22 protein-coding genes and 1 tRNA gene are annotated in these 21,628 nt (G+C 35.9%); 9 read left to right on the forward strand and 14 right to left on the reverse strand.

The features are described from left to right. Positions 1–49: 49 nt before the first annotated feature. The 7 genes from ACZIX2_RS01520 (at position 50) to ACZIX2_RS01550 (ending at position 8,292) form a co-directional block, all read left to right on the forward strand. Positions 50–1,021 carry a hypothetical protein gene (locus ACZIX2_RS01520; RefSeq protein ID WP_463338309.1) on the forward strand — a complete coding sequence of 324 codons (972 nt, stop codon included), beginning with the start codon at positions 50–52 and terminating at the stop codon, positions 1,019–1,021. A gap of 80 nt (positions 1,022–1,101) precedes the next feature. After that, positions 1,102–1,812 carry a 16S rRNA (cytidine(1402)-2'-O)-methyltransferase gene (rsmI, locus tag ACZIX2_RS01525; protein WP_463338310.1) on the forward strand — a complete coding sequence of 237 codons (711 nt, stop codon included), beginning with the start codon at positions 1,102–1,104 and terminating at the stop codon, positions 1,810–1,812. Positions 1,813–1,817: 5 nt separating this feature from the next. Further along, on the forward strand, positions 1,818–2,873 hold the full coding sequence (locus tag ACZIX2_RS01530) for a flavin monoamine oxidase family protein (RefSeq protein WP_463338311.1): 1,056 nt from the start codon (positions 1,818–1,820) through the stop codon (positions 2,871–2,873). An 18-nt stretch (positions 2,874–2,891) separates the two neighbouring features. Next, positions 2,892–3,236: a HopJ type III effector protein gene (locus ACZIX2_RS01535; protein ID WP_463338312.1), complete on the forward strand. Its 345-nt coding sequence runs from the start codon at positions 2,892–2,894 to the stop codon at positions 3,234–3,236. 91 nt (positions 3,237–3,327) lie between these two features. After that, positions 3,328–5,028 carry a single-stranded-DNA-specific exonuclease RecJ gene (gene recJ / locus ACZIX2_RS01540; protein WP_463338313.1) on the forward strand — a complete coding sequence of 567 codons (1,701 nt, stop codon included), beginning with the start codon at positions 3,328–3,330 and terminating at the stop codon, positions 5,026–5,028. Further along, complete coding sequence (locus tag ACZIX2_RS01545) at positions 5,018–6,286, forward strand: MFS transporter (RefSeq protein WP_463338314.1); 1,269 nt, start codon at positions 5,018–5,020, stop codon at positions 6,284–6,286. The genes recJ and ACZIX2_RS01545 overlap by 11 nt, the downstream gene beginning before the upstream one ends. A 104-nt stretch (positions 6,287–6,390) precedes the next feature. Continuing rightward, positions 6,391–8,292 (forward strand): S9 family peptidase, encoded by a 1,902-nt coding sequence (locus ACZIX2_RS01550; RefSeq protein ID WP_463338315.1) that lies wholly within the window; start codon positions 6,391–6,393, stop codon positions 8,290–8,292. Between the two features lie 59 nt (positions 8,293–8,351). On the opposite strand, the gene accC is transcribed toward ACZIX2_RS01550, so the two are convergent. From accC to pdxA, 6 genes are all read right to left on the reverse strand, one after another. Further along, positions 8,352–9,698, reverse strand: a complete 1,347-nt coding sequence (accC, locus tag ACZIX2_RS01555; protein ID WP_463338316.1) for an acetyl-CoA carboxylase biotin carboxylase subunit — start codon at positions 9,696–9,698, stop codon at positions 8,352–8,354. Positions 9,699–9,788: 90 nt separating this feature from the next. After that, a complete protein-coding gene (gene accB / locus ACZIX2_RS01560; protein ID WP_463338317.1) occupies positions 9,789–10,274 on the reverse strand; it encodes an acetyl-CoA carboxylase biotin carboxyl carrier protein in 486 nt (161 codons plus the stop codon). Between the two features lie 23 nt (positions 10,275–10,297). Continuing rightward, entirely contained in the window at positions 10,298–11,296 is a 999-nt protein-coding gene (locus ACZIX2_RS01565; protein ID WP_463338318.1) for a beta-ketoacyl-ACP synthase III, read from the reverse strand. Between the two features lie 169 nt (positions 11,297–11,465). Then, the gene (rpmF, locus tag ACZIX2_RS01570) at positions 11,466–11,660 is read right to left on the reverse strand and encodes a 50S ribosomal protein L32 (RefSeq protein WP_324325189.1); all 195 of its coding nucleotides are present in this window, start codon (positions 11,658–11,660) and stop codon (positions 11,466–11,468) included. Between the two features lie 9 nt (positions 11,661–11,669). Further along, the gene (locus ACZIX2_RS01575) at positions 11,670–12,230 is read right to left on the reverse strand and encodes a YceD family protein (RefSeq protein ID WP_463338319.1); all 561 of its coding nucleotides are present in this window, start codon (positions 12,228–12,230) and stop codon (positions 11,670–11,672) included. A 102-nt stretch (positions 12,231–12,332) separates the two neighbouring features. Further along, positions 12,333–13,376, reverse strand: a complete 1,044-nt coding sequence (gene pdxA, locus ACZIX2_RS01580) for a 4-hydroxythreonine-4-phosphate dehydrogenase PdxA (protein ID WP_463338320.1) — start codon at positions 13,374–13,376, stop codon at positions 12,333–12,335. 56 nt (positions 13,377–13,432) lie between these two features. Between pdxA and ACZIX2_RS01585 the strand changes: the two genes are divergently transcribed. Further along, positions 13,433–14,023, forward strand: a complete 591-nt coding sequence (locus ACZIX2_RS01585) for a riboflavin synthase (protein WP_463338321.1) — start codon at positions 13,433–13,435, stop codon at positions 14,021–14,023. 35 nt (positions 14,024–14,058) lie between these two features. On the opposite strand, the gene ACZIX2_RS01590 is transcribed toward ACZIX2_RS01585, so the two are convergent. The 3 genes from ACZIX2_RS01590 to mce all read right to left on the reverse strand — a co-directional run bounded on the left by ACZIX2_RS01590 (position 14,059) and on the right by mce (position 15,022). Then, positions 14,059–14,286 (reverse strand): hypothetical protein, encoded by a 228-nt coding sequence (locus ACZIX2_RS01590; RefSeq protein ID WP_463338322.1) that lies wholly within the window; start codon positions 14,284–14,286, stop codon positions 14,059–14,061. A gap of 124 nt (positions 14,287–14,410) precedes the next feature. Then, a tRNA-Ile gene (locus tag ACZIX2_RS01595) sits at positions 14,411–14,484 on the reverse strand. A 136-nt stretch (positions 14,485–14,620) separates the two neighbouring features. Beyond that, entirely contained in the window at positions 14,621–15,022 is a 402-nt protein-coding gene (mce, locus tag ACZIX2_RS01600) for a methylmalonyl-CoA epimerase (protein WP_463338323.1), read from the reverse strand. Between the two features lie 123 nt (positions 15,023–15,145). Between mce and ACZIX2_RS01605 the strand changes: the two genes are divergently transcribed. Continuing rightward, positions 15,146–16,810: an Ig-like domain-containing domain gene (locus ACZIX2_RS01605; RefSeq protein WP_463338324.1), complete on the forward strand. Its 1,665-nt coding sequence runs from the start codon at positions 15,146–15,148 to the stop codon at positions 16,808–16,810. Here the strand turns inward: ACZIX2_RS01605 and ACZIX2_RS01610 are convergent. From ACZIX2_RS01610 to ACZIX2_RS01630, 5 genes are all read right to left on the reverse strand, one after another. Then, complete coding sequence (locus ACZIX2_RS01610) at positions 16,802–17,566, reverse strand: amidohydrolase (RefSeq protein WP_463338325.1); 765 nt, start codon at positions 17,564–17,566, stop codon at positions 16,802–16,804. The genes ACZIX2_RS01605 and ACZIX2_RS01610 overlap by 9 nt on opposite strands. 123 nt (positions 17,567–17,689) lie before the next feature. Next, positions 17,690–18,451 carry a succinate dehydrogenase/fumarate reductase iron-sulfur subunit gene (locus ACZIX2_RS01615; RefSeq protein ID WP_463338326.1) on the reverse strand — a complete coding sequence of 254 codons (762 nt, stop codon included), beginning with the start codon at positions 18,449–18,451 and terminating at the stop codon, positions 17,690–17,692. Between the two features lie 36 nt (positions 18,452–18,487). Beyond that, positions 18,488–18,829 (reverse strand): four helix bundle protein, encoded by a 342-nt coding sequence (locus ACZIX2_RS01620; protein ID WP_463338327.1) that lies wholly within the window; start codon positions 18,827–18,829, stop codon positions 18,488–18,490. A 63-nt stretch (positions 18,830–18,892) separates the two neighbouring features. Then, entirely contained in the window at positions 18,893–20,902 is a 2,010-nt protein-coding gene (locus ACZIX2_RS01625) for a fumarate reductase/succinate dehydrogenase flavoprotein subunit (protein WP_463338328.1), read from the reverse strand. An 11-nt stretch (positions 20,903–20,913) separates the two neighbouring features. Continuing rightward, complete coding sequence (locus ACZIX2_RS01630; RefSeq protein WP_463338329.1) at positions 20,914–21,579, reverse strand: succinate dehydrogenase cytochrome b subunit; 666 nt, start codon at positions 21,577–21,579, stop codon at positions 20,914–20,916. Between the last annotated feature and the right edge of the window lie 49 nt (positions 21,580–21,628).

Raw genomic sequence — 21,628 nt, forward strand, 5'->3', positions numbered from 1 at the left:
ACAAATTTATTAAAAAAGACACACCCTATTCACTATAAAATCAAAAGTTATGAAAAAAAGATTGGAGGCTGATTTAGTTAGTATTGCGCATCGAATTCTTCAAATGAAAAATAAATCGGATGTAAATGCACTGTTTTTAGAGACCCAAAAATTATATGAAAAACTAGCGATTTTAAAATTTGTAGAAGAAAATTTAGGAGAAATCCAACCCACTATTGGCAAAGAAGATTTAGAAATTGAAATCGAAAAGACTTTCGAAAAGCCCGCAATCGAACCTACAATGACTATCTCTGAAACTGCAAAGGCAACTCAAGAAGCAACAACTGTATTCCCTATTGCTGAATTAGAAGATTCAACTGAACTTGATGCAGCCACACTAGACGTTACTAAAACAGCAACTACAACAGAATCAACACTTGAGGCTTCCATAAATGAACTTTCTACTGAAGTAATATCGCTTGAAGCGGATCAACAACAGGAAGAAATCACCAAAGAAGAATTAGAAATTCCACTCCATTTTGACACTGTTGTGCCTGAAAAAAACAGTAAAAAAGAACATATTACAGAATCTAAAATTGCTGAAAGTGACAAAAATCCTCAAGTGATGCAAATTTCCTTTGAAGATTTATTGGGAGGACATTACACAGAAACCGAATTTGTAAAAATAGATTCGTTGCCCTCGAGTCCAAAAAAACCTATTGTAGAACCGGCTTTTCAAGTAGATCTCGAAAAGATAGAGCCACTAACACAACCCATCGAACCCAAACCAAAATCGCTAAATGACAAATTAGCCAAAGGGTTTACTATTGATTTGAACGACCGAATTGGTTTTGTGCAACACCTTTTTGATAATGATAGCGAAGATTTCAATAGAGTAATGAGTCAGCTCAATAGTTTTGAATCGTTCCATGAAACCAAAACTTTTATCAATGAGATGGTCAAACCCGATTACAATAATTGGGAAGGCAAAGAGGACTATGCTACCCGTTTTATGGAATTAATTGAAAAAAAATTCTTGTAATTAAAGATAGTTTTCAAGATAATCATAACCAAACACGAACTTCGTTTATTAGCGAACTTCGTGTTTAACTTTTTTAAATTATGTCGAAACTTTATATCGTACCCACCCCCATCGGCAACTTAGAAGACATGACCTTCAGAGCCATTCGAATTCTTAAAGAAGCCGATTTAATTTTGGCGGAAGACACCCGAACTAGCGGCAAATTGCTCAAGCATTTTGAAATCAACACCCATATGCACAGTCACCACATGCATAATGAACACAAAACCATCGAAAATATAATTACTCGATTACAAGGAGGCGAAACCATCGCTTTAATTTCGGATGCTGGCACACCTGCTATATCTGATCCTGGTTTTTTAATCACACGTGCATGTATTGAAAACGGCATTGCTGTAGAATGTTTGCCAGGCGCCACAGCCTTTGTACCCGCTTTAGTCAATAGTGGCTTACCCAATGATAAATTTGTTTTTGAAGGTTTTTTACCTGATAAAAAAGGCAGACAAACACGTTATTTGGCTTTGGCCGAAGAAACCAGAACCATGATTCTTTATGTTTCTCCTCATAAATTAGTCAAAACTTTAAGTGAATTCTTAACTTATTTTGGAGCGGATCGCCCTATTTGTGTGTCTAGAGAATTGTCCAAATTACATGAAGAAAATGTTAGAGGTACTGTAGCAGAAGTCCTCCAACATTTTGAAAAAACACCCCCTAAAGGAGAAATTGTAGTGGTAGTTGGAGGAAAACCTGCTGCAAAAGAAGCTAAAAAAAATAAATACTCGGAAGAATAAACTCAATGATGAAAAATTGCACAGTTCATATTATTGGCGCAGGTTTATGCGGTCTTACCCTTGCTTATTTACTCCAAAAAAAGGGAATAACTGTGAAAATTTTTGAAGCGAATAATAAAATTGGCGGAAGAATTCTTACCCAAAAAAGTACAAATAAGGGCACCTTAGAATTGGGTGCTACCTGGTGCAACGAACAACATATAGCCGTACTATCCCTTTTAAAAGAACTTAACGGCACGTTCTATAAACAATACACACAAGGTATTTCGTTGTATAAAACTTCTAGGTATGAAAAACCGCATTCATTTTCCATTCCCGATGATGAAGCCTCCTCTTTTAGAATATCAGGAGGAACGGATTTTCTTATTCAACAGCTTGCTCAAAAACTGAACAAAGACACGCTCTTTCTAGGACATAAAGTAAATAAAATTCAACTCGACAATCATCAAATCTCCCTTACCACTGATAACGGAATCACCTATAATTCTGATTTTATCATTAGCACTATTCCTCCCTATTTGATGTGGAAAACTATAGCATTTGTACCCGAACTTCCTTTCAACATTAGTGCAGTAGCTCAAAAAACACATACTTGGATGGGAGATTCGATAAAATTTGCTTTGGAATTTCACACGCCTTTTTGGAGAGAAAAAAATCTTTCTGGAACTTTATTCAGTACAGTAAACATTGTTCAAGAAATGCACGATCATAGTGCCAACCTAGATTCTTTTTATGCTTTAAAAGGATTTCTCAACTCAAGTGCTTTTTCATTATCGCTTGAAGAAAGAAAAAAAGCCATCCTTGAACAATTACAACGATTAATGGGTAATGAAGTTTTGAATTATGTTCAATATCATGAAAAAATATGGCGTTGGGATTCCGCTACATTTGCCCCTTATGACACCGTTGTTTTGCCACATCAAAATAATGGGAATCCCGTTTATAAAACCCCTATATTTGAAAATAAATTTTTTATTTCAGGATCCGAAACAGCCCATCAACACCCTGGCTATATGGAAGGCGCTATACAAGCTGCTCGGTATATCAATTCATTCTTTTAATCATTTAAACTCTCAATCATGTCAATAGCATCATTTATTGAAAAAGTAAAAAATCAACCAAACGTAATTTCTTTTCAAGAAACCATGTCAATTATTGAAACTTATTACAATTTTACACCAACAGCTTTTCAAAATGGAGCCGTTCACAATGCGGCTAACGAAAACAATGGCTCATGTAAATTGTTTGCTTTTGCTCAATTGAATGCTTTATCTGAAACAGAAACCTTGGCCTGCTTTGGCGATTTTTACTTTGAAGAAGTATTAAAAAATCCACAAGCAACGAATCATCAAAACATACGTAATTTCATTACTACCGGATGGAGTGGCATCAAGTTTGAAAACAACCCACTTACTTTAAAATAAAAAAAAATCATACTGCTACACTATTCATCAAAATAGCATCATCAATCAAAGTTTAAAAAAACCAAACAATAACAATTTCACATAAGAACACATGCGTTGGACACTAAGAACAAAGCCCGAATCTGAAAAAATTAAACATCTAGTTGATGTGCTCAATGTTTCTGAAACGATTGCTGCTTTACTGCTTCAACGAGGAATTGAAACTTATGATCAAGCCAAAAAATTTTTCCGTCCAAGTTTGGAAGATTTGCACGATCCCTATCTGATGAAAGATATGGATAAAGCAGTAACAAGAATTGAAACTGCTATAAAAAATCATGAAAACATTTTAGTTTTTGGTGACTACGATGTAGATGGCACTACCGCCGTATCTTTGGTCTACAGTTATCTGAAAAGTTTTTATCCCAACGTGGCCACATACATTCCAGATCGATATGATGAAGGCTACGGAGTGTCATTCAAAGGTATTGATTTTGCAGATGACAATGGTTTTTCGCTAATTATTGCACTAGACTGTGGTATAAAATCTATTGATCACGTGGCGTATGCCAAAGCAAAAAATATCGATTTTATCATTGGTGATCACCACAGACCAGGAGACGAAATTCCAGACGCAGTAGCCGTTTTAGATCCAAAAAGGCAGGATTGCACTTACCCATACGACGAACTTTGCGGATGTGGTATTGGATTCAAATTAATTCAAGCTTTAGCCAAAAATCGTCAGCAAACCCTAGAAGATCTAGTGCCCTACTTGGATTTGGTAGCTACTGCCATTGCTGCCGACATTGTCCCAATTACAGGTGAAAATCGAGTTTTGGCTTATTTTGGGTTACAAGTCATTAATAGCAGCCCACGCCCAGGCATTAAAGCTATGATTCATCAAATCAAAAAAAAGAGCTTAGATATTACCGATGTAGTATTTATAATTGCTCCAAGAATTAATGCCGCAGGACGAATCAAACATGGTAATCATGCCGTGGAGCTTTTGACCGAATTTAATTTTGAACAAGCCCAGCAGTATGCTGCTGAAATAGAAAATTACAATGCCGAAAGAAAAGGTTTAGACCAACAAATTACCCAAGAAGCTTTGGCTCAAATTGAAGAAAATAATGAGCAAAATCGCTTCACTTCAGTGGTCTTTCAAGAAACATGGCACAAAGGAGTCATTGGAATTGTAGCCTCGCGAATGATTGAAACTTATTATCGCCCAACGCTAGTCTTTACACAAAGTGGCGACAAATACGCCGCCTCAGCTCGGTCAGTTAAAGGATTTGACGTGTACAATGCCTTAGAAGCCTGTTCGGAACATTTGGAACAATTTGGAGGGCATATGTATGCCGCAGGTATGACCTTGAAAGCAGAAAATTATGAAGCTTTTAAAGAAGCGTTCGAAAAAACAGTACAAGAAACCATAGATCCCAAACTATTAGAACCCGAAATAACAATTGATGCTGAAATTGATTTTAAGGACATTACCCCTAAATTCATAAGGATTTTGAAACAATTCGAACCTTTTGGTCCGCAAAACATGACCCCAACCTTTGTATCAAAAAACATTAACGACACCGGATACGGAAAACCTATGGGTCAGCAGGAAGATCATTTAAAACTATTTGTACGTCAAAACAACTCCGATGGCATTGCAGCTATTGGATTTGGACTAGGTAAGAAGTACGATCTTATAACTAACAAAAATCCTTTTGAAGCAGTGTATTGCATTGATGAAAATGAATGGAACGATAAAGTAGAATTACAATTACGACTCAAAGATATTCGAAAAAATGAAAGTTAAAAACGACCCCTACGCGGCACTCCGCTACAATGAATTTAATATTTTTTTACTCTTGCGTTTTGCCATGGTTTTTGCTTGGTCTATGCAATTTATCATTATTGAATGGCAAGTATACAGCATGACCAAAAACCCGCTTTCCTTAGGTATTATCGGACTAATGGAAATTATTCCAGCCATAGCCATGGCGCTTTTTGCTGGACATATTGTAGATCAAAATGAAAAAAAACAATTACTGGTTAAGTGTATTGCCGGTTTTTCGATAATTAGCTTTGGCCTTTTTTTAATTACTTGGCCAGAATTAGTAAAAGGTTGGAATACCCAAACTATTTTGTACGTTATTTACTTTTTAGTCTTTCTAGGCGGCATAGTACGCTCATTTTTAGGACCAACTATTTTCTCCCTAATGTCATTAGTAGTGCCAAAAAAAGTCTATCCAAATGCAGCAACTTGGAGCTCCTCTATATGGCAGGTAGGATCTGTACTTGGTCCAGCTTTAGCAGGATTTTCTATTCATTGGATAGGAGTGCATTGGTCACTATGTATTGTTTTTGTATTCTCATTGATTGCTTTGATGGCATTAACTCAAATCGAATCCAAACCTATTTTAAACAAAAAAATTGGCGAACCTGTCATGAGTAGTTTAAAAGCAGGTGTGAAATTTGTATTTTCCAACCAAGCCATTTTATCATCACTATCACTAGACATGTTTGCCGTTTTATTTGGGGGGGCTGTAGCCTTATTACCCATATTTGCTCAAGACATTTTAAAGGTAGGCCCCGAAGGTTTTGGCGTTTTAAGAGCCGCTCCTGCCGTTGGTGCTTTTATCACGATGTTTGTTTCGGCTTATGTCCCATTAAATAAAAATGCGGGAATAAAATTACTTTCTGCAATATTTGCCTTTGGCATTTGTATTATTATTTTCGGATTGTCAACCTACTATTGGCTTTCGGTAGCAGCCTTATTTTTCAGCGGAATTTTTGATGGCATTTCAGTGGTGATTCGTCAAACCATTTTACAACTCAAAACACCTGATGATATGCGAGGTCGTGTTTCGGCAGTGAACTCTATATTTGTAGGTTCGTCGAACGAATTGGGTGCTTTTGAAAGCGGTGTTACGGCAAAACTAATGGGAACAGTAACCGCAGTTGTGTTTGGTGGAAGTATGACTTTATTGACCGTACTAATCACAGGATTCGCTTCTCCTTCATTTAGAAAATTAGATTTGCAAAAAGATTTGGATGCACACGCAAAAGAATAATCACAAACTATTTGAAAAATTAAACTCATATTAACATTTCACTTTAATTAGATTAAAAACTAACTTATTTGAAATGATTATTTTTGCCCATAAAATTTGACATCATGAAAAAGATTCTTGTATTAACCTTATCCCTGATGAGTTTGACAACTATGGCTCAGAACACACTAACGCCCGAGTTACTCTGGAAACTAGGACGCGTAACACCACTAGGTATATCAAAAGACGGAAAAAACGTTATTTATAAAGTTGCTACACCCTCTGTAGCCGAGAACAAATCCAGTTCCAAACTGTATTCGCTACCCATCGAAGGGGGAAATGCTTCCGAAATTAAAGACACCAAAGGCCTCCTAATCGACAAAAATATCTCGCCAGACGGAAAATATATAGTCTATCACGAGGAAGTAAAAATCGACAAAGTACACGGAAGAGATTTCTATCCCGAACTGGAAAAATCGAATGTGCAAATCTACAACGGCCTCGATTACCGTCACTGGGACACTTGGAATGAAGGCAAATTCAACCATGTGTTTTACAAAGAAAATAAAGAAGGCGCCACAGGAATCGATATCCTAAAAGGAGAAAACTTCGATAGCCCACAAAAACCTTTTGGTGGCGACGAAGATTATATTTGGTCACCAGATAGCAAAAGCATTTTGTATGTATGCAAGAAAAAAGCAGGCACGCAATATGCCATTTCTACCAATACAGATATTTATGAATACCAACTCGAATCAGGCAAAACCATCAACCGAACCGAAGGCAATTTAGGGTACGACACGGCTCCTCAATTTTCGCCGGCGGGTTACTTGACTTGGTTGCAAATGAAACGTGATGGCTATGAAGCCGATAAAAACGATATCATCGTAGATTTCAAAGGTCTCAAAATGAACCTTACCGCCAATTGGGACGGAACAGTAGACCAATTTATGTGGAGTCCAGACGGGAAATACATCTATTTTGTAGCACCTATTGACGGCACCAAGCAACTATTTGTGGTAAACTTCCCTGGAATGACTAAAATTGCGGTAACTGTGCGCCAAATTACCAAAGGTGATTTTGATGTAAGCGATATTATTGGCTTTTCTGGCGACCAAGTTTTGGTGACTAGAACCGATATGAATCACGCTGCAGAAATTTTTTATTTTAATCTAAAGAAAAACACTTGGAAACAATTATCCAATGTCAATACTGCAACGTATAACACTTTGGCATTAAGCAAAACTGAACGCAGATATGTTACCACGACCGATGGCAAAAAAATGTTGGTTTGGGTAATTTTACCTCCGAATTTTGATGCAACGAAAAAATATCCCACATTATTATATTGTCAAGGCGGACCACAATCCCCTTTAACACAAAGCTATTCCTTCCGTTGGAACTTTTCTTTAATGGCGGCTCAAGGCTATGTAGTGGTAGCACCAAACCGAAGAGGAATGTATGGCCACGGACAAGAATGGAACGAAAAAATATCGGGTGATTGGGGCGGTCAAGTGATGGACGATTATTTAGCAGCCATTGATGACGTCGCCAAAGAATCGTATGTAGACAAATCGCGTCTGGGATGTGTAGGAGCAAGTTATGGAGGCTATTCAGTGTTTTATTTGGCTGGAATACATAACAATCGTTTCAAAACATTTATTGCTCACGACGGTGTTTTCAATACACAGAGTATGTTTGGCACTACCGAAGAAGTCTTTTTTAACAACTGGGATTTTGGAGGAGCATATTGGGAAAAAGACAATAAAGTGGCGCAAAAAGCCTACACTACTTTCAACCCAATCACCTTGGTAGATAAATGGAATACCCCTATTTTAATCATACAAGGAGGTATAGATTTTAGAGTACCGATTGGCCAATCACAAGAAGCCTTTCAAGCGGCACAATTAAGAGGTATCAAAAGTCGCTTTTTGTATTTCCCTGAAGAAAACCACTGGGTTTTGAAACCTCAAAATGCCCAAGTGTGGCAAAGAGAATTCTACAAATGGTTGAAAGAAACCTTATAGTTACCCACAAAAAAACCTCGCAAGTAGCGAGGTTTTTTTTTATAGTAATATTTTCCTATCTATTCTGGATCATTCATTTTAAATGAATCCATAAAGGCAGTAGTGTAATCTCCTGCTATGTAACGAGGATCATCCATTAACTGTCTGTGGAAAGGAATAGTAGTTTTGATTCCTTCAATTACGAATTCGTCCAAAGCTCTACGCATTTTGCTAATCGCTTCTTCACGAGTTTGCGCAGTAGTAATCAACTTTGCAATCATCGAATCGTAATTTGGTGGAATAGTGTATCCAGAATATACGTGCGTATCTAAACGTACTCCGTGTCCACCTGGCATATGCAAGGTTGTAATTTTTCCTGGAGAAGGACGGAAATCATTATATGGATCCTCCGCATTGATACGACACTCAATAGAATGTAATTGTGGTAAATAATTTTTTCCAGAAATTGGCACACCAGCAGCTACTAAAATTTGTTCACGGATCAAATCGTAATCAATAACTTGTTCCGTAATTGGGTGCTCTACCTGAATACGAGTGTTCATTTCCATGAAATAGAAGTTACGGTGTTTGTCTACCAAAAACTCAACCGTTCCAGCACCTTCGTATTTAATATATTCAGCCGCTTTTACTGCAGCTTCACCCATTTTAGTACGCAATTCATCTGTCATAAATGGAGAAGGTGTTTCTTCTGTTAACTTTTGGTGACGACGTTGTACAGAACAATCTCTTTCAGATAGGTGACAAGCTTTACCGTAAGCATCTCCCACTACTTGAATTTCGATATGGCGAGGCTCTTCGATGAGTTTCTCCATATACATACCATCATTTCCAAATGCGGCAGCAGCTTCCATACGAGCACTTTCCCAAGCTTTTTCTAATTCTTCTTCTTTCCAGATGGCACGCATCCCTTTTCCACCACCACCAGCAGTAGCTTTCATCATCACAGGATATCCAATCTCAGCAGCTATTTTTTTAGCTTCTTCAAAAGATTCTAAAATTCCGTCAGATCCAGGAACACAAGGCACACCTGCAGCTTTCATAGTTGCTTTGGCGGTAGCCTTATCTCCCATTTTTTCAATCATCTCTGGAGCAGCTCCAATAAATTTGATTCCGTGCTCTTGACAAATTTTAGAAAATTTAGCATTTTCAGATAAGAAACCATAACCAGGATGAATAGCATCGGCATTGGTGATTTCGGCTGCAGCAATGATATTTGGCATTTTCAAATATGACAAATTACTTGGAGCTGGACCAATACATACTGCCTCATCAGCAAACTTAACATGTAGACTGTCCGCATCAGCAGTAGAATAAACCGCTACTGTCTTGATACCCATTTCGCGACATGTTCTAATAACTCTAAGAGCAATTTCTCCTCTATTTGCTATTAATATTTTTTTAAACATCTTCTTTTTATTAAAATTACAAATTCCAATCTCCAAATTCCAATCTCCACTGGTTGGATTTGGATATTTGTCTATTGGAATTTTTTTAAATTATGATGGGTCTACTAAGAATAAAGGTTGATCAAACTCTACTGGAGACATATCGTCTACTAAGATTTTAACAATTTTACCTGAAACTTCAGATTCGATTTCGTTGAAAAGTTTCATCGCCTCAATCACACAAAGAACATCTCCTTTGGCAATTGTGCTTCCTACTTCGGCAAATACAGGTTTATCTGGAGCAGGTTTTCTGTAGAAAGTTCCAATCATTGGCGATTTTACCGTTACATATTTAGAGGTATCATCTTTAGCAACAGTTTCTGTTGGAGTAGCAGCAACTACTGGTGCGATTTGTGGTATAACCGCAGATTGAAGTGTAGCTTGTGCAGGTACTTGTTGCACATAAGTGGTTTCTGTTACATTTCCTTCTAAAGTAGTTCTAATGGTGATCTTTACATCATCCATTTCTAACTTCACTTCTGCAACTCCTGAATTGGCTACAAATTTGATTAGGTTTTGAATTTCTTTTAAATCCATGATCGTTTATTTTAGTTTTTATTTTATTTTGTATCGTATGCCCATTTTAAGTAAATAGATCCCCAAGTGAAACCACCTCCAAATGCTGCAAAAATAATAGTATCTCCTTTTTTCAATTGTTTTTCGAAATCATGAAGTACTAATGGTAAAGTAGCTGAAGTAGTATTTCCGTAACGCTCTATGTTTACCAATACTTTTTCATCTTCAAGATTCATGCGTTGTGCTGTGGCGTCAATGATACGTCTATTAGCTTGATGAGGCACTAACCATTGTACGTCGTCATGAGTCAAGTTATTGCGTTTCATGATCATCTCACTAGCATCGGCCATATTGGTTACAGCATATTTGAATACAGATTTACCATCTTGCATGATGTTATGCATGTTATCTTCAACGGTTTGTGCAGTAGTTCTAAGGATAGATCCCCCAGCTGGAATTTTTAAAAAGTCTCTCCCAACGGCATCACTTCTTAAATACTCATCTTTTAAACCATATCCCTCATAATTAGGTTCGAATAAAACCGCACCTGCACCATCACCAAAAATGATACAAGTAGCTCTATCTTTATAATCAATGATTGAGGACATTTTGTCGGCACCTATAAGTAGTACTTTTTTGTATCTTCCTGATTGAATGTAGGCCGCTGCAGTAGACATTCCGTATAAAAAACTGGAACAAGCCGCTTGTAAATCATAGGCAAATGCATTAGTAGCACCAATTTCTGTTGCTACATATACACCAGTTGCCGCAACAGGCATATCAGGTGTAGCAGTTGCCATTATAATCATATCAATTTCTTTAGGATCGATGTTGGCTTTACGAATTAAATCCTCAGCCGCTTTAATAGCCAAAAAAGAGGTTCCTTTTCCTTCTTCTTTTAAAATTCTTCGTTCTTTAATACCAGTACGAGTAGTGATCCATTCGTCATTAGTATCCACCATGGTTTCCAAAACTTTGTTCGATAAAACAAAATCCGGAACATATCCTCCTACTGCGGTAATTGCTGCGGTAATTGCACTCATTGTATAAGACTTTTATAATCAAATACTAGTATTTGATTTTAATTTAAAAGGGGCCGAAAATTACAAAATTAATTCCTAATCATTCAACTTAACCTTTCTTATTTACTAAATATTATTCAACAAAAAAAACTCTCACAATGGAGAGTTCTACTATTTTTTTAAAAAAGTATTAAGCAACAGCTACAGATTTATCTATAACAACTTGCCCTCTGTAATACATTTTACCTTCATGCCAGTAAGCTCTGTGGTATAAATGTGCTTCTCCTGTTACAGGACAAGTTGCAATTTGAGCTACAGTTGCTTTGTAATGAGTTCTTCTTTTGTCTCTTCTTGTTTTGGAGACTTTTCGTTTAGGATGTGCCATTTTACTATATTATTTATCCGTTAATAGTTGCTTTAATTTGTCCCATCTTGGGTCAATATTGTCTTGCTTTTTTTCTTTATTCTCTTTGTTCTTTAATACCTCTTTTGGATTTGCACTTATTTTTTTCAGCTTTTCTAATGCTTCTGATTGCAAAGTCCCATCTTTAACTCCAGGATGTACTCGTTTTTGAGGCACAGACAACACAATCATTTCATAAATATATTGTGCGATATCTAGCTCAAATTCTCCAAAAGGCAATACCAACAACTCCTCGTTGTCATTATTGAATGTTTCTCCAAACCGAACGATTAACTTGATTTTTCCTTTTATAGGCAAATCAAATTCTTCACCAGTCAAATCACAAGGTACTTGAACTGTTCCTTTGTGCTTAAAATTCAATTCTAAAAAATTCGCTTTTTTTTCTAAAACTACATTTACTTTGATATTTGATTGCTCAAAATCACTAAAGTCAAAGATCTCAAAGAACGAATTGTCGATTAGGTATTCAAATTGATGTTTCCCTAGCTTCAATCCTACAAAAGGAATAATGAATTCTTTTCTCTTGTTCATTTCATCAATATTTCCCTCCAATTCAGTATTACCTGAATCGGGGTGCAAAGATATAAAATTATTGCAAAACAAATAATCTTATTCCCCTTTTTTTGTTAATAACTATTTTTCTCTTGTTTTTAGAGGATTTGAACTCACTTCGTGATGCTGTATTCTTGATTTATAGACATCTATTGCCAAGTACACTGCTTCTTTGAAAGAGGTAAAATCTGCTTGGTTTTTACCAGCAATATTAAATGCAGTGCCATGATCTGGCGAAGTTCTTACTTTATTTAAACCCGCGGTATAATTCACTCCTCGACCAAAAGACAAGGTTTTAAAAGGAATCAATCCCTGATCATGATATGCTGCTATAATAGCATCGTATTTTTCATAATTATGACTACCAAAAAAACTATCCGCCGCAAAAGGTCCAAAAACCAACGTCCCTTTATCAAATATTTTTTTCAAAGTTGGCCTCAACACCTCGTCATCTTCTGATCCTATCACCCCGCCATCACCACAATGAGGATTCAATCCCAAAACAGCAATTTTAGGTTTTGTAATGCCAAAATCTTGAATTAAGGTCTGTTTAATTGTTTCGATTTTCTTGGTGATTAATTCCTCCGAAAGATGTTTAGCTACTTCATTTAAAGGCACGTGATCGGTCAATAAACCTACTCTCAAATTTTCGCTAACCATCAACATTAAAGCATCACCTTCTAATTCTTTAGCTAAATAATCGGTATGCCCAGGAAACTGAAACTGTTCGGATTGAATATTGTATTTATTGATTGGAGCAGTAACTAATACATCTATTACACCTTCCTTCAAAGCATTTGTGGCAGCTACAAACGATTTTATAGCATATTCTCCAACCTTATCATCTAGTGTACCTAAATTCAAATCTACCCCTTCTTTCCAAACATTATAAACATTAATTTTTCCAGGCACTATTTGATCTAGCTTATCGATACCATGAATCGCTACGGCGGACTCTATTCCTCGTTTTAAATAGGAAACAATTTTAACATTAGCAAAAATAACAGGAGTACAAAATTCTAACATTCGAGTATCTTCAAATGTTTTTAACACTACTTCGCTTCCAATACCATTTAAATCTCCTATTGAAATCCCAACTAGTATATTTTCTGCCGTTTTATTCATGAGCTCCGTTTTTTATTGCTAATTTTGAGATGCAAATTTAGTAAAATAAAATCAGAATGTTTACAGGAATCATAGAAACCCTAGGCAGAGTACAAGAGATTAAAAAAGAACAGGACAATCTACATCTTACCCTCTCCTCTAGCATTACTCATGAATTAAAAATTGATCAAAGTGTAGCACATAATGGGGTTTGTCTCACGGTAGTAGCAATAAATGACCAATGTTATACGGTAACCGCTATTGCCGAAACCATCCAAAAAACCAATGTTTCGCATTGGAAAATAAACGATGAAATCAATTTGGAACGCGCCATGAAGCTAGGGGATCGTTTAGATGGCCATATCGTACAAGGACACGTTGATCAAACCGCTGTTTGCGTAGAAGCCTATGAAACAAATGGTAGCTGGCATTACTCTTTTGAATACGACCCTAGTTACAACAACATTACCATAGAAAAAGGCTCTATTACCGTTAACGGCGTGAGTTTAACGGTGGTAAACTCCGAAAAAAACAAGTTTAGCGTAGCCATTATCCCATACACCTTCGAACACACCAATTTCCACAACTTTGAAGTAGGCAGTGTTGTCAATCTTGAATTTGATGTTATTGGAAAGTATGTAGCCCGACTGTACAATTTTTCAAAATAAGCCCATTTTAAATTTAAAAATAAAAAAACGCCTACTTAGCTTGGCGTTTTTTTGGTTTTATACTGTATTGCGTAATATCCTAAACTAATAGACACTAAAAGCATTGGAAAAATGTAGTCATCTATTGGACCCCCGGGTGGATTTTCTGGGCCTAAACTATTACGTGTTTTTCCAGTAGGCGGCGGCGGATTCTTAGCCATAACTTCCACACTAAAAAGAAAACACAAACACCAAGATAAAAGTAGTTTCAAAAAAATTTTCATAAGGTATAGTAGGTTACACTTATACGGGCAAACAAATTAAATACTATTTTTTAGGATAAAAAAATAAAAAACAGATTTAACAAAATAAAAAAGCCTCTGCAGTTCTTGCAAAGGCTTGTTTTTGTGGTCCCACCTGGGCTCGAACCAGGGACCACCTGATTATGAGTCAGGTGCTCTAACCAACTGAGCTATAGGACCAGTTTAGAGACTGCAATATTACTACTATTTTTGATTCATACCAAATAAATTGGGCTTCGTTTTTGGTTTTTTAAGTTCCTCAACCTTTTTAAAATCGGAATCCACTGATTATTAAGTAGTAATATTACAAATAAAACTATCCAATTTCTTGACACAATTCTATTAAAACACCATTGGTTGTTTTGGGATGCAAAAAAACCACCAACTTGTTATCGGCTCCTTTCTTAGGAACAGAATTCAAGAGCACGAAACCTTCACTTTCTAATCTTTTCATTTCAGCCTCAATATCGGTTACATCAAAAGCAATATGATGTATTCCTTCTCCTTTTTTTTCTATAAATTTAGCTATAGGGCTGTCGGGGTTTGTCGCTTCTAGCAATTCAATTTTATTGGGCCCATTTTTAAAAAAGGAAGTTTTTACCCCTTCTGATTCCACTTCTTCTTCTTTATAAGATGGAGCACCAAATAGTTTTTCAAAAAGCAAATTAGAAGTTTGCAAATCTTTTACGGCTATACCTATATGTTCAATTTTATTCATACTACTTAATTTTAATAGCTAATTTAAGTATTTGCCGTTGATTTCTCAGAAGCAAAAGCGCAAAAAGATTTTAATCACTGTAAATATTATTGTTATTTTGTAGCTTCAAAAAATTCTTTTGCTATGAAACTTTCTTACGGTCGTAATTTATTATTTGTTCTTCTAATTTTTTGTATCGGATGTGCCAAAAAAGGCACCATTACAGGAGGTTTGAAAGACACCATTGCGCCTACTTTAAAATTGAGCTTTCCAGAGAATTTTACTACCAATTTCAAAGGGAATGAAATCAAATTGACATTTGATGAATATGTCAAAATGAAGGACGTTGAAAAACAACTTATCATCTCGCCTCCTATGAAAAACCCTCCATTGATTATCCCACAAACCGTTACAAAACAGGTAACGATAAAAATCAAGGACACCTTACAACCCAACACCACATATAGCTTTAATTTTGGTCAAAGTATCACAGACAACAACGAGGGTAATGCGCTGAACCAATTCAAATACATTTTTTCTACGGGTCCACATATAGATTCTTTGGCTTTAGGAGGCAGAATTAAAGATGCTTACCAAAAAGAAGTAGAAAATTTTGTCTCAGTAATGCTATACGAAGTAAATGAAAAGTTTACCGACTCTATCATTTATAAACAAACACCAAGATACATTACCAATACGCTGGATAGTTTAAAAACGTTTCGTTTAGAAAACCTAAAAGCGGGAAAATACCTTCTAATTGCATTAAAAGACAAAAACAATAACAACAAATTCAATCCAAAAACAGATAAAATTGGCTTTCAAAAACAATTTATTACCATACCCAACGACACGGTCTATGAATTAGAACTTTTCAAAGAAACTCTTTCTTTTAAAGCTGTGAAACCACAACAAATTTCTGGCAACCGCATTGTAGTGGGCTATGAAGGAAAACAAGATTTTTCAAAATCTAAACCTAAAATCATTTTGAAAAACAACAATCAAATTCTTCAAAGCATTGTTACACAATTCCCTAAAAAAGACTCACTTCAAGTATGGTACAAACCTCTAAAAGCCGACTCACTATCATTATATATTGAAAAAGAACAATTCAAAAAAGACTTTATTGTAAAAATTAAAAATCAAAAAAAGGACACATTAAACATAACTCCTATACAAACAGGTGTTTTGAATTTGAGAGATCAATTTACCTTAGAAACCAACACGCCTTTGGTAAAAATTGATACTACAAAAATCAAACTATTCAATAGCACAAATCAGGTCGTTACCTATAAAACAAAATATGACGAATTTCACCAAAAATTGGTTTTTGATTTCGCCAAAAAACCAGCGGAAAAATATGAATTTCAACTATTACCAGGCGCTTTAGTCGATTTCTACGAAAATGCAAACGATTCGTTGAGCTACAAGTTAAACACCAGAGAAGAAACGGAATATGGTAATTTAACAGTGGTATTGAGCAATGCCAAACGTTATCCAATCCTCATTGAACTTACCGACAGTAAAGGCGAAACACTTGCTTCTGAATACACAAAGGAAAACAACAAAATAGTATTCAACTACTTAGAACCCGCAAAATACACTCTTCGGGCGATATACGATGACAACAAAAACCAACGATACGATTCTGGAAATTATCTGGAAAAAAGACAATCAGAAGAGGTAATTTACTTTTCAAATGAAGTAGATGTTAGAGCCAATTGGGAATGGGAACAACTTTTTGATTTAAGCATTCCCTATTCGCCCGAAATTCCAGAAAAACCAAAACCTAAAAAATCAAATTCATTTTAACTCAAACACATCCTTGTCTTCAAGAAAGTTAAAATTTTTGCGTGCCAAAAGCAAGTCGGCTTTACTTAGCTCAGTAATAAAAACCCCTTTGGTTTCAACAGGTTCGAGGATATAATCGCCCAAAAAGTTGACGATTTGGGAATGACCATTATAAATGGCTTTGTTATCGTCTTCACCAAGTCTATTCACCCCTACTACATAACTGAGATTTTCTACAGCCCTTGCTTTTAATAGCATATCCCATGCTTTAATTCGTGGTATAGGCCAATTGGCCACGTAAATTAAAACATCGTAATTATCAACATTTCTTGAAAACACTGGAAAACGCAAATCATAACATATCAAAGGACAAATTTTCCAACCTTTATATTCAACTATCAATTTTCTTTTCCCTGCGGTATACACTTTGTCTTCTCCTGCCAAAGAAAACAAATGGCGTTTATCATAAAATTGCACCTCTCCTGAGGGAAAAACAAATAATAAACGGTTGTAAAAACTTTCTCCCTCTTGAATGACCACACTTCCCGTTATTGCTGCATTTTTAGTTGCTGCAATTTGGCGCATCCAAAATACTGTCTCCCCTTGCATTGTTTCAGCAACGAATTGAGGATTCATGGTAAAACCAGTAGTAAACATTTCCGGAAGAACAATCAAATCAATAGACTCATCAAGTGCATTGATTTTCTTTTCGAATCGCGCTCTATTCTTTGCTGGAATTTCCCATTCTAAGGAAGATTGTACGAGGGCTATTTTCATTTTTTTACTGTTGATTTTCACAAAGATAAATATTGTTTGAACGATATGGATAACGATTTACCCAAATAAAAAACGCATTCAAATCAATGAATGCGTTTTTAACAGTATGACAATAAGTGTAAACTATTTCAAACTTGCTGCTAGATATTCTCTATTCATACGAGCAATATTCTCTAACGAAATTCCTTTAGGACATTCGATTTCACATGCTCCAGTGTTGGTACAATTACCAAATCCTTCTTCATCCATTTGACGTACCATAGCTAAAACACGATTGGTAGCTTCTACTTTACCTTGTGGTAAAAGTGCGTACTGTGAAACTTTAGCCCCAACGAACAACATCGCTGAACCATTTTTACAAGTCGCTACACAAGCACCACATCCAATACAAGCAGCTGCTTCAAAAGCTTTATCTGCATCTGCTTTAGGAATTGGAATAGTGTTCGCATCGATTGTGTTCCCTGAGGTATTTACCGACACAAAACCACCTGCTTGTTGAATTCTATCAAACGAAGTTCTATCTACAATCAAATCCTTAATAACTGGAAAAGCAGCACTTCTCCATGGTTCAATGTAAATGGTATCACCATCATTGAACATACGCATGTGTAATTGACAAGTTGTAATTCCAGTATCCGGTCCGTGAGCACGGCCGTTGATGTACAAAGAACACATCCCACAAATACCTTCACGACAATCGTGGTCAAAAGCTACTGGCTCTTTTCTTTCGTTAACTAATTGCTCGTTCAATTGGTCTAACATTTCCAAAAACGAACTCGCTGTAGAAACATTATCCAATTTATATGTTTCCATACTTCCTTTTGATTTAGCATTTTTTTGACGCCAAATTTTAAGGGTAATATTTATATTTTTTGCTGCACTCATGATTTCTTTTAGTAATTGGTAATTAGTGATTAGTGATTAGTTCTTGATAATTGACTTATAAAAAGCGTTTATCATTTTACTTTCCTCATTAATTAAACTAATTACCTGATTAAACATTTTTATATCTTGTATAAATTCTAATTCTTTAGCGATTAGTAGTTGTGTTTCTAATTCATATAATGATCCCCTAGCAATATCTATAAAATGACTTAAAGATTTATCCGTATTTCTACCATAACCCTCTGCAATATTTGAAGGTATTGAAACAGATGCTCTTTTAATTTGATTTGTCAAAGCATACAATTCTTCTTGAGGAAAAGTTTTAGCTAGTTTATATGTTGAAATTACTATTTCAAAAGCTTTTTGCCAGATCAACAAATCTTTATACGATTAAATAGAACTCATTTTTACTAATTACCAATCACTAATCACTAATTACTATTATTTATAGTTACGAGCTGCTATCTTAATGAACTCGTATTTCAATTCTTCTTTGTGAAGGACTTCATTGTTAATGTCGGAACCTTTGTATTCCCAAGCTCCAACAAACTTAAAGTTTTCATCGTCACGAAGGGTTTCTCCCTCTGCATCTTGATATTCTTCACGGAAGTGACCTCCACAAGATTCTTTACGTTGTAACGCATCGATAGCCATCAGTTGTCCTAATTCGAAAAAGTCGGCTACACGTAGCGCTTTCTCTAATTCAGGATTCAATTCATCAGCATTTCCTGGAACATAAACTTCTTTGTGGAATTGTTCTTTTAAAGCAGCAATTTCTTCAATAGCCTCTTTTAACCCTTTTTCATTTCGACCCATTCCCACTTTGTTCCACATAATTAAACCTAATTTTTTGTGGAAATAATCAACAGATTTTGTTCCGTTATTGTTTAAGAATTTGTCGATAGCGTCTTTTACATTTTTCTCTGCAGCGGCAAACTCAGGTAAATCAGTTGAAATTTTACCGGTACGAATATCATCAGCTAAGTAATTTGAAACAGTATATGGCAATACGAAATAGCCATCAGCCAATCCTTGCATTAAGGCAGAAGCCCCTAAACGGTTGGCTCCGTGATCAGAGAAGTTTGCTTCACCCGCAACGAAACATCCTGGAATTGTAGACTCTAAGTTATAATCAACCCATACACCTCCCATAGTATAGTGTACCGCTGGGTAAATTTTCATCGGTGTTTCGTATGGATTTTCATCGGTAATTTTTTGGTACATAGTAAACAAGTTACCATATTTTTCTTCTAACCATTTCTTACCAAGTGTAGTAATTTCTTCTTGAGTTGGATTTTGGTTCCCTTTGGCAAAAGCTACTTGTTTTCCTTTAGATTGGATTTCAGAAGAGAAATCTAAGTAAACACCTTCGTTTGTATCATTAGCTTCGATCCCGTGTCCAGCATCACAAACTTCTTTCGCAGCTCTAGACGCCACGTCACGAGGTACTAAATTACCAAACGCAGGATATTTTCTTTCTAAGTAGTAATCTCTATCTTCTTCAGCAATTTGTGTTGGTTTTAATTTACCTGCACGGATTGCTTCAGCATCTTCTTTTTTCTTTGGCACCCAGATACGTCCAGAATTTCTCAATGATTCTGACATCAAAGTCAATTTCGATTGGTTCGTTCCATGAACTGGAATACATGTTGGGTGAATTTGCACAAAACATGGATTAGCAAACAAAGCACCTTGTTTGTGGATTTTCCAAGCAGCTGTTACGTTTGATCCCATAGCGTTGGTAGATAAGAAATAAACATTTCCATATCCTCCTGTAGCAATGATAACTGCGTGAGCAGAATGTCTTTCTAACTCACCTGTGATCAAATTACGAGCGATGATTCCACGAGCTTTTCCATCTACTTTTACAATGTCTAACATCTCATGACGGTTGTACATATCTACACGTCCTAAACCAATTTGTCTAGACAAGGCAGAATAAGCACCTAATAACAACTGTTGACCAGTTTGACCCGCTGCATAAAACGTACGTTGTACTTGAGTTCCACCAAATGAACGGTTATCCAACAATCCACCATAATCACGAGCAAAAGGAACCCCTTGTGCCACACATTGATCGATAATGTTTCCGGAAACTTCGGCTAAACGATGTACGTTGGCTTCACGTGCACGGTAATCTCCTCCTTTGATAGTATCGTAAAACAAACGGAAGGTACTATCTCCATCATTTTGATAGTTTTTAGCCGCGTTAATCCCTCCTTGTGCCGCAATAGAGTGCGCACGACGAGGAGAATCTTGATAACAAAACGCTTTTACATTGTAGCCCATTTCAGCAAATGATGCTGCAGCCGATGCACCTGCTAATCCCGTACCAACCACAATGATATCAATCTTTGGTCGATTGTTGGGAGCAACTAATTTTAAGTGATCTTTATAATCTGTCCATTTCTTAGAAATGTGACCTTCAGGTATTTTTGAATCTAATTTCATTGTGATTGATATTAATGATTAAAATGGTGAAATAATGCAATGAATATGAATCCAACTGGAACCACAATTGCAAAAGCATAGCCAATTTTTTGAATTGTTGCAGAAAACTTGTTATTGAATCCTACTGATTGAAAAGAAGAACTGAATCCGTGCCATAAATGAATTGCCAATAAAACAAAAGCAACTACATAAATTCCTGTACGAACCGGACTTTCAAATTTGTGTACTAACTCTTCAAAGTATCTCGTTTCGTTGATAGGACTTACCTCTATGTACTTGTAGGTCATTTCATGAATCCAAAAATCGTAAAAATGTAAGCCTAAAAATGCTAAAACCACTAAACCAGAAATGATCATGTTTCTAGAAGCCCAAGAAGCATTAGCCGCTCCATCGTACTTAGCATAAGGAACTGGTCTAGCTTTGCGGTTTTGATTTTCTAAAACTATCCCCATAACAAAGTGAAAAACCACACCTGCTATCAAAATAGGTTGCATTACAAATTGAATCAAAGGATTGTATCCCATAAAATGAGACATTGCATTAAAAGTGTTTTCACTAAAAACTGATATCAAGTTAATGAAAAAATGCAATGACAAGAAAGTAACTAAAAAAAGTCCTGATAACGCCATTGCAACTTTTTTCGCAATGGAAGACTTTAACAATGTTGATTGTGCCATAATTTTATATAGATTAGTAAAATTTTACACAAAAATACACGAATAAAGC

This window comes from Flavobacterium riviphilum, from assembly GCF_055231795.1.

Bases quoted from the DNA above. Each gene is read 5' to 3' on its own strand.
- ACZIX2_RS01585 (WP_463338321.1), top strand. From the start codon at position 13,433: ATGTTTACAGGAATCATAGAAACCCTAGGCAGAGTACAAGAGATTAAA.
- rpmF (WP_324325189.1), bottom strand. From the start codon at position 11,660: ATGGCACATCCTAAACGAAAAGTCTCCAAAACAAGAAGAGACAAAAGA.
- ACZIX2_RS01625 (WP_463338328.1), bottom strand. From the start codon at position 20,902: ATGAAATTAGATTCAAAAATACCTGAAGGTCACATTTCTAAGAAATGG.
- ACZIX2_RS01545 (WP_463338314.1), top strand. From the start codon at position 5,018: ATGAAAGTTAAAAACGACCCCTACGCGGCACTCCGCTACAATGAATTT.
- ACZIX2_RS01630 (WP_463338329.1), bottom strand. From the start codon at position 21,579: ATGGCACAATCAACATTGTTAAAGTCTTCCATTGCGAAAAAAGTTGCA.
- ACZIX2_RS01575 (WP_463338319.1), bottom strand. From the start codon at position 12,230: ATGAACAAGAGAAAAGAATTCATTATTCCTTTTGTAGGATTGAAGCTA.
- accB (WP_463338317.1), bottom strand. From the start codon at position 10,274: ATGGATTTAAAAGAAATTCAAAACCTAATCAAATTTGTAGCCAATTCA.
- ACZIX2_RS01615 (WP_463338326.1), bottom strand. From the start codon at position 18,451: ATGAGTGCAGCAAAAAATATAAATATTACCCTTAAAATTTGGCGTCAA.
- ACZIX2_RS01565 (WP_463338318.1), bottom strand. From the start codon at position 11,296: ATGAGTGCAATTACCGCAGCAATTACCGCAGTAGGAGGATATGTTCCG.
- ACZIX2_RS01550 (WP_463338315.1), top strand. From the start codon at position 6,391: ATGAAAAAGATTCTTGTATTAACCTTATCCCTGATGAGTTTGACAACT.
- pdxA (WP_463338320.1), bottom strand. From the start codon at position 13,376: ATGAATAAAACGGCAGAAAATATACTAGTTGGGATTTCAATAGGAGAT.
- mce (WP_463338323.1), bottom strand. From the start codon at position 15,022: ATGAATAAAATTGAACATATAGGTATAGCCGTAAAAGATTTGCAAACT.
- ACZIX2_RS01530 (WP_463338311.1), top strand. From the start codon at position 1,818: ATGATGAAAAATTGCACAGTTCATATTATTGGCGCAGGTTTATGCGGT.
- rsmI (WP_463338310.1), top strand. From the start codon at position 1,102: ATGTCGAAACTTTATATCGTACCCACCCCCATCGGCAACTTAGAAGAC.
- ACZIX2_RS01605 (WP_463338324.1), top strand. From the start codon at position 15,146: ATGAAACTTTCTTACGGTCGTAATTTATTATTTGTTCTTCTAATTTTT.
- ACZIX2_RS01535 (WP_463338312.1), top strand. From the start codon at position 2,892: ATGTCAATAGCATCATTTATTGAAAAAGTAAAAAATCAACCAAACGTA.
- accC (WP_463338316.1), bottom strand. From the start codon at position 9,698: ATGTTTAAAAAAATATTAATAGCAAATAGAGGAGAAATTGCTCTTAGA.
- recJ (WP_463338313.1), top strand. From the start codon at position 3,328: ATGCGTTGGACACTAAGAACAAAGCCCGAATCTGAAAAAATTAAACAT.
- ACZIX2_RS01520 (WP_463338309.1), top strand. From the start codon at position 50: ATGAAAAAAAGATTGGAGGCTGATTTAGTTAGTATTGCGCATCGAATT.
- ACZIX2_RS01610 (WP_463338325.1), bottom strand. From the start codon at position 17,566: ATGAAAATAGCCCTCGTACAATCTTCCTTAGAATGGGAAATTCCAGCA.
- ACZIX2_RS01590 (WP_463338322.1), bottom strand. From the start codon at position 14,286: ATGAAAATTTTTTTGAAACTACTTTTATCTTGGTGTTTGTGTTTTCTT.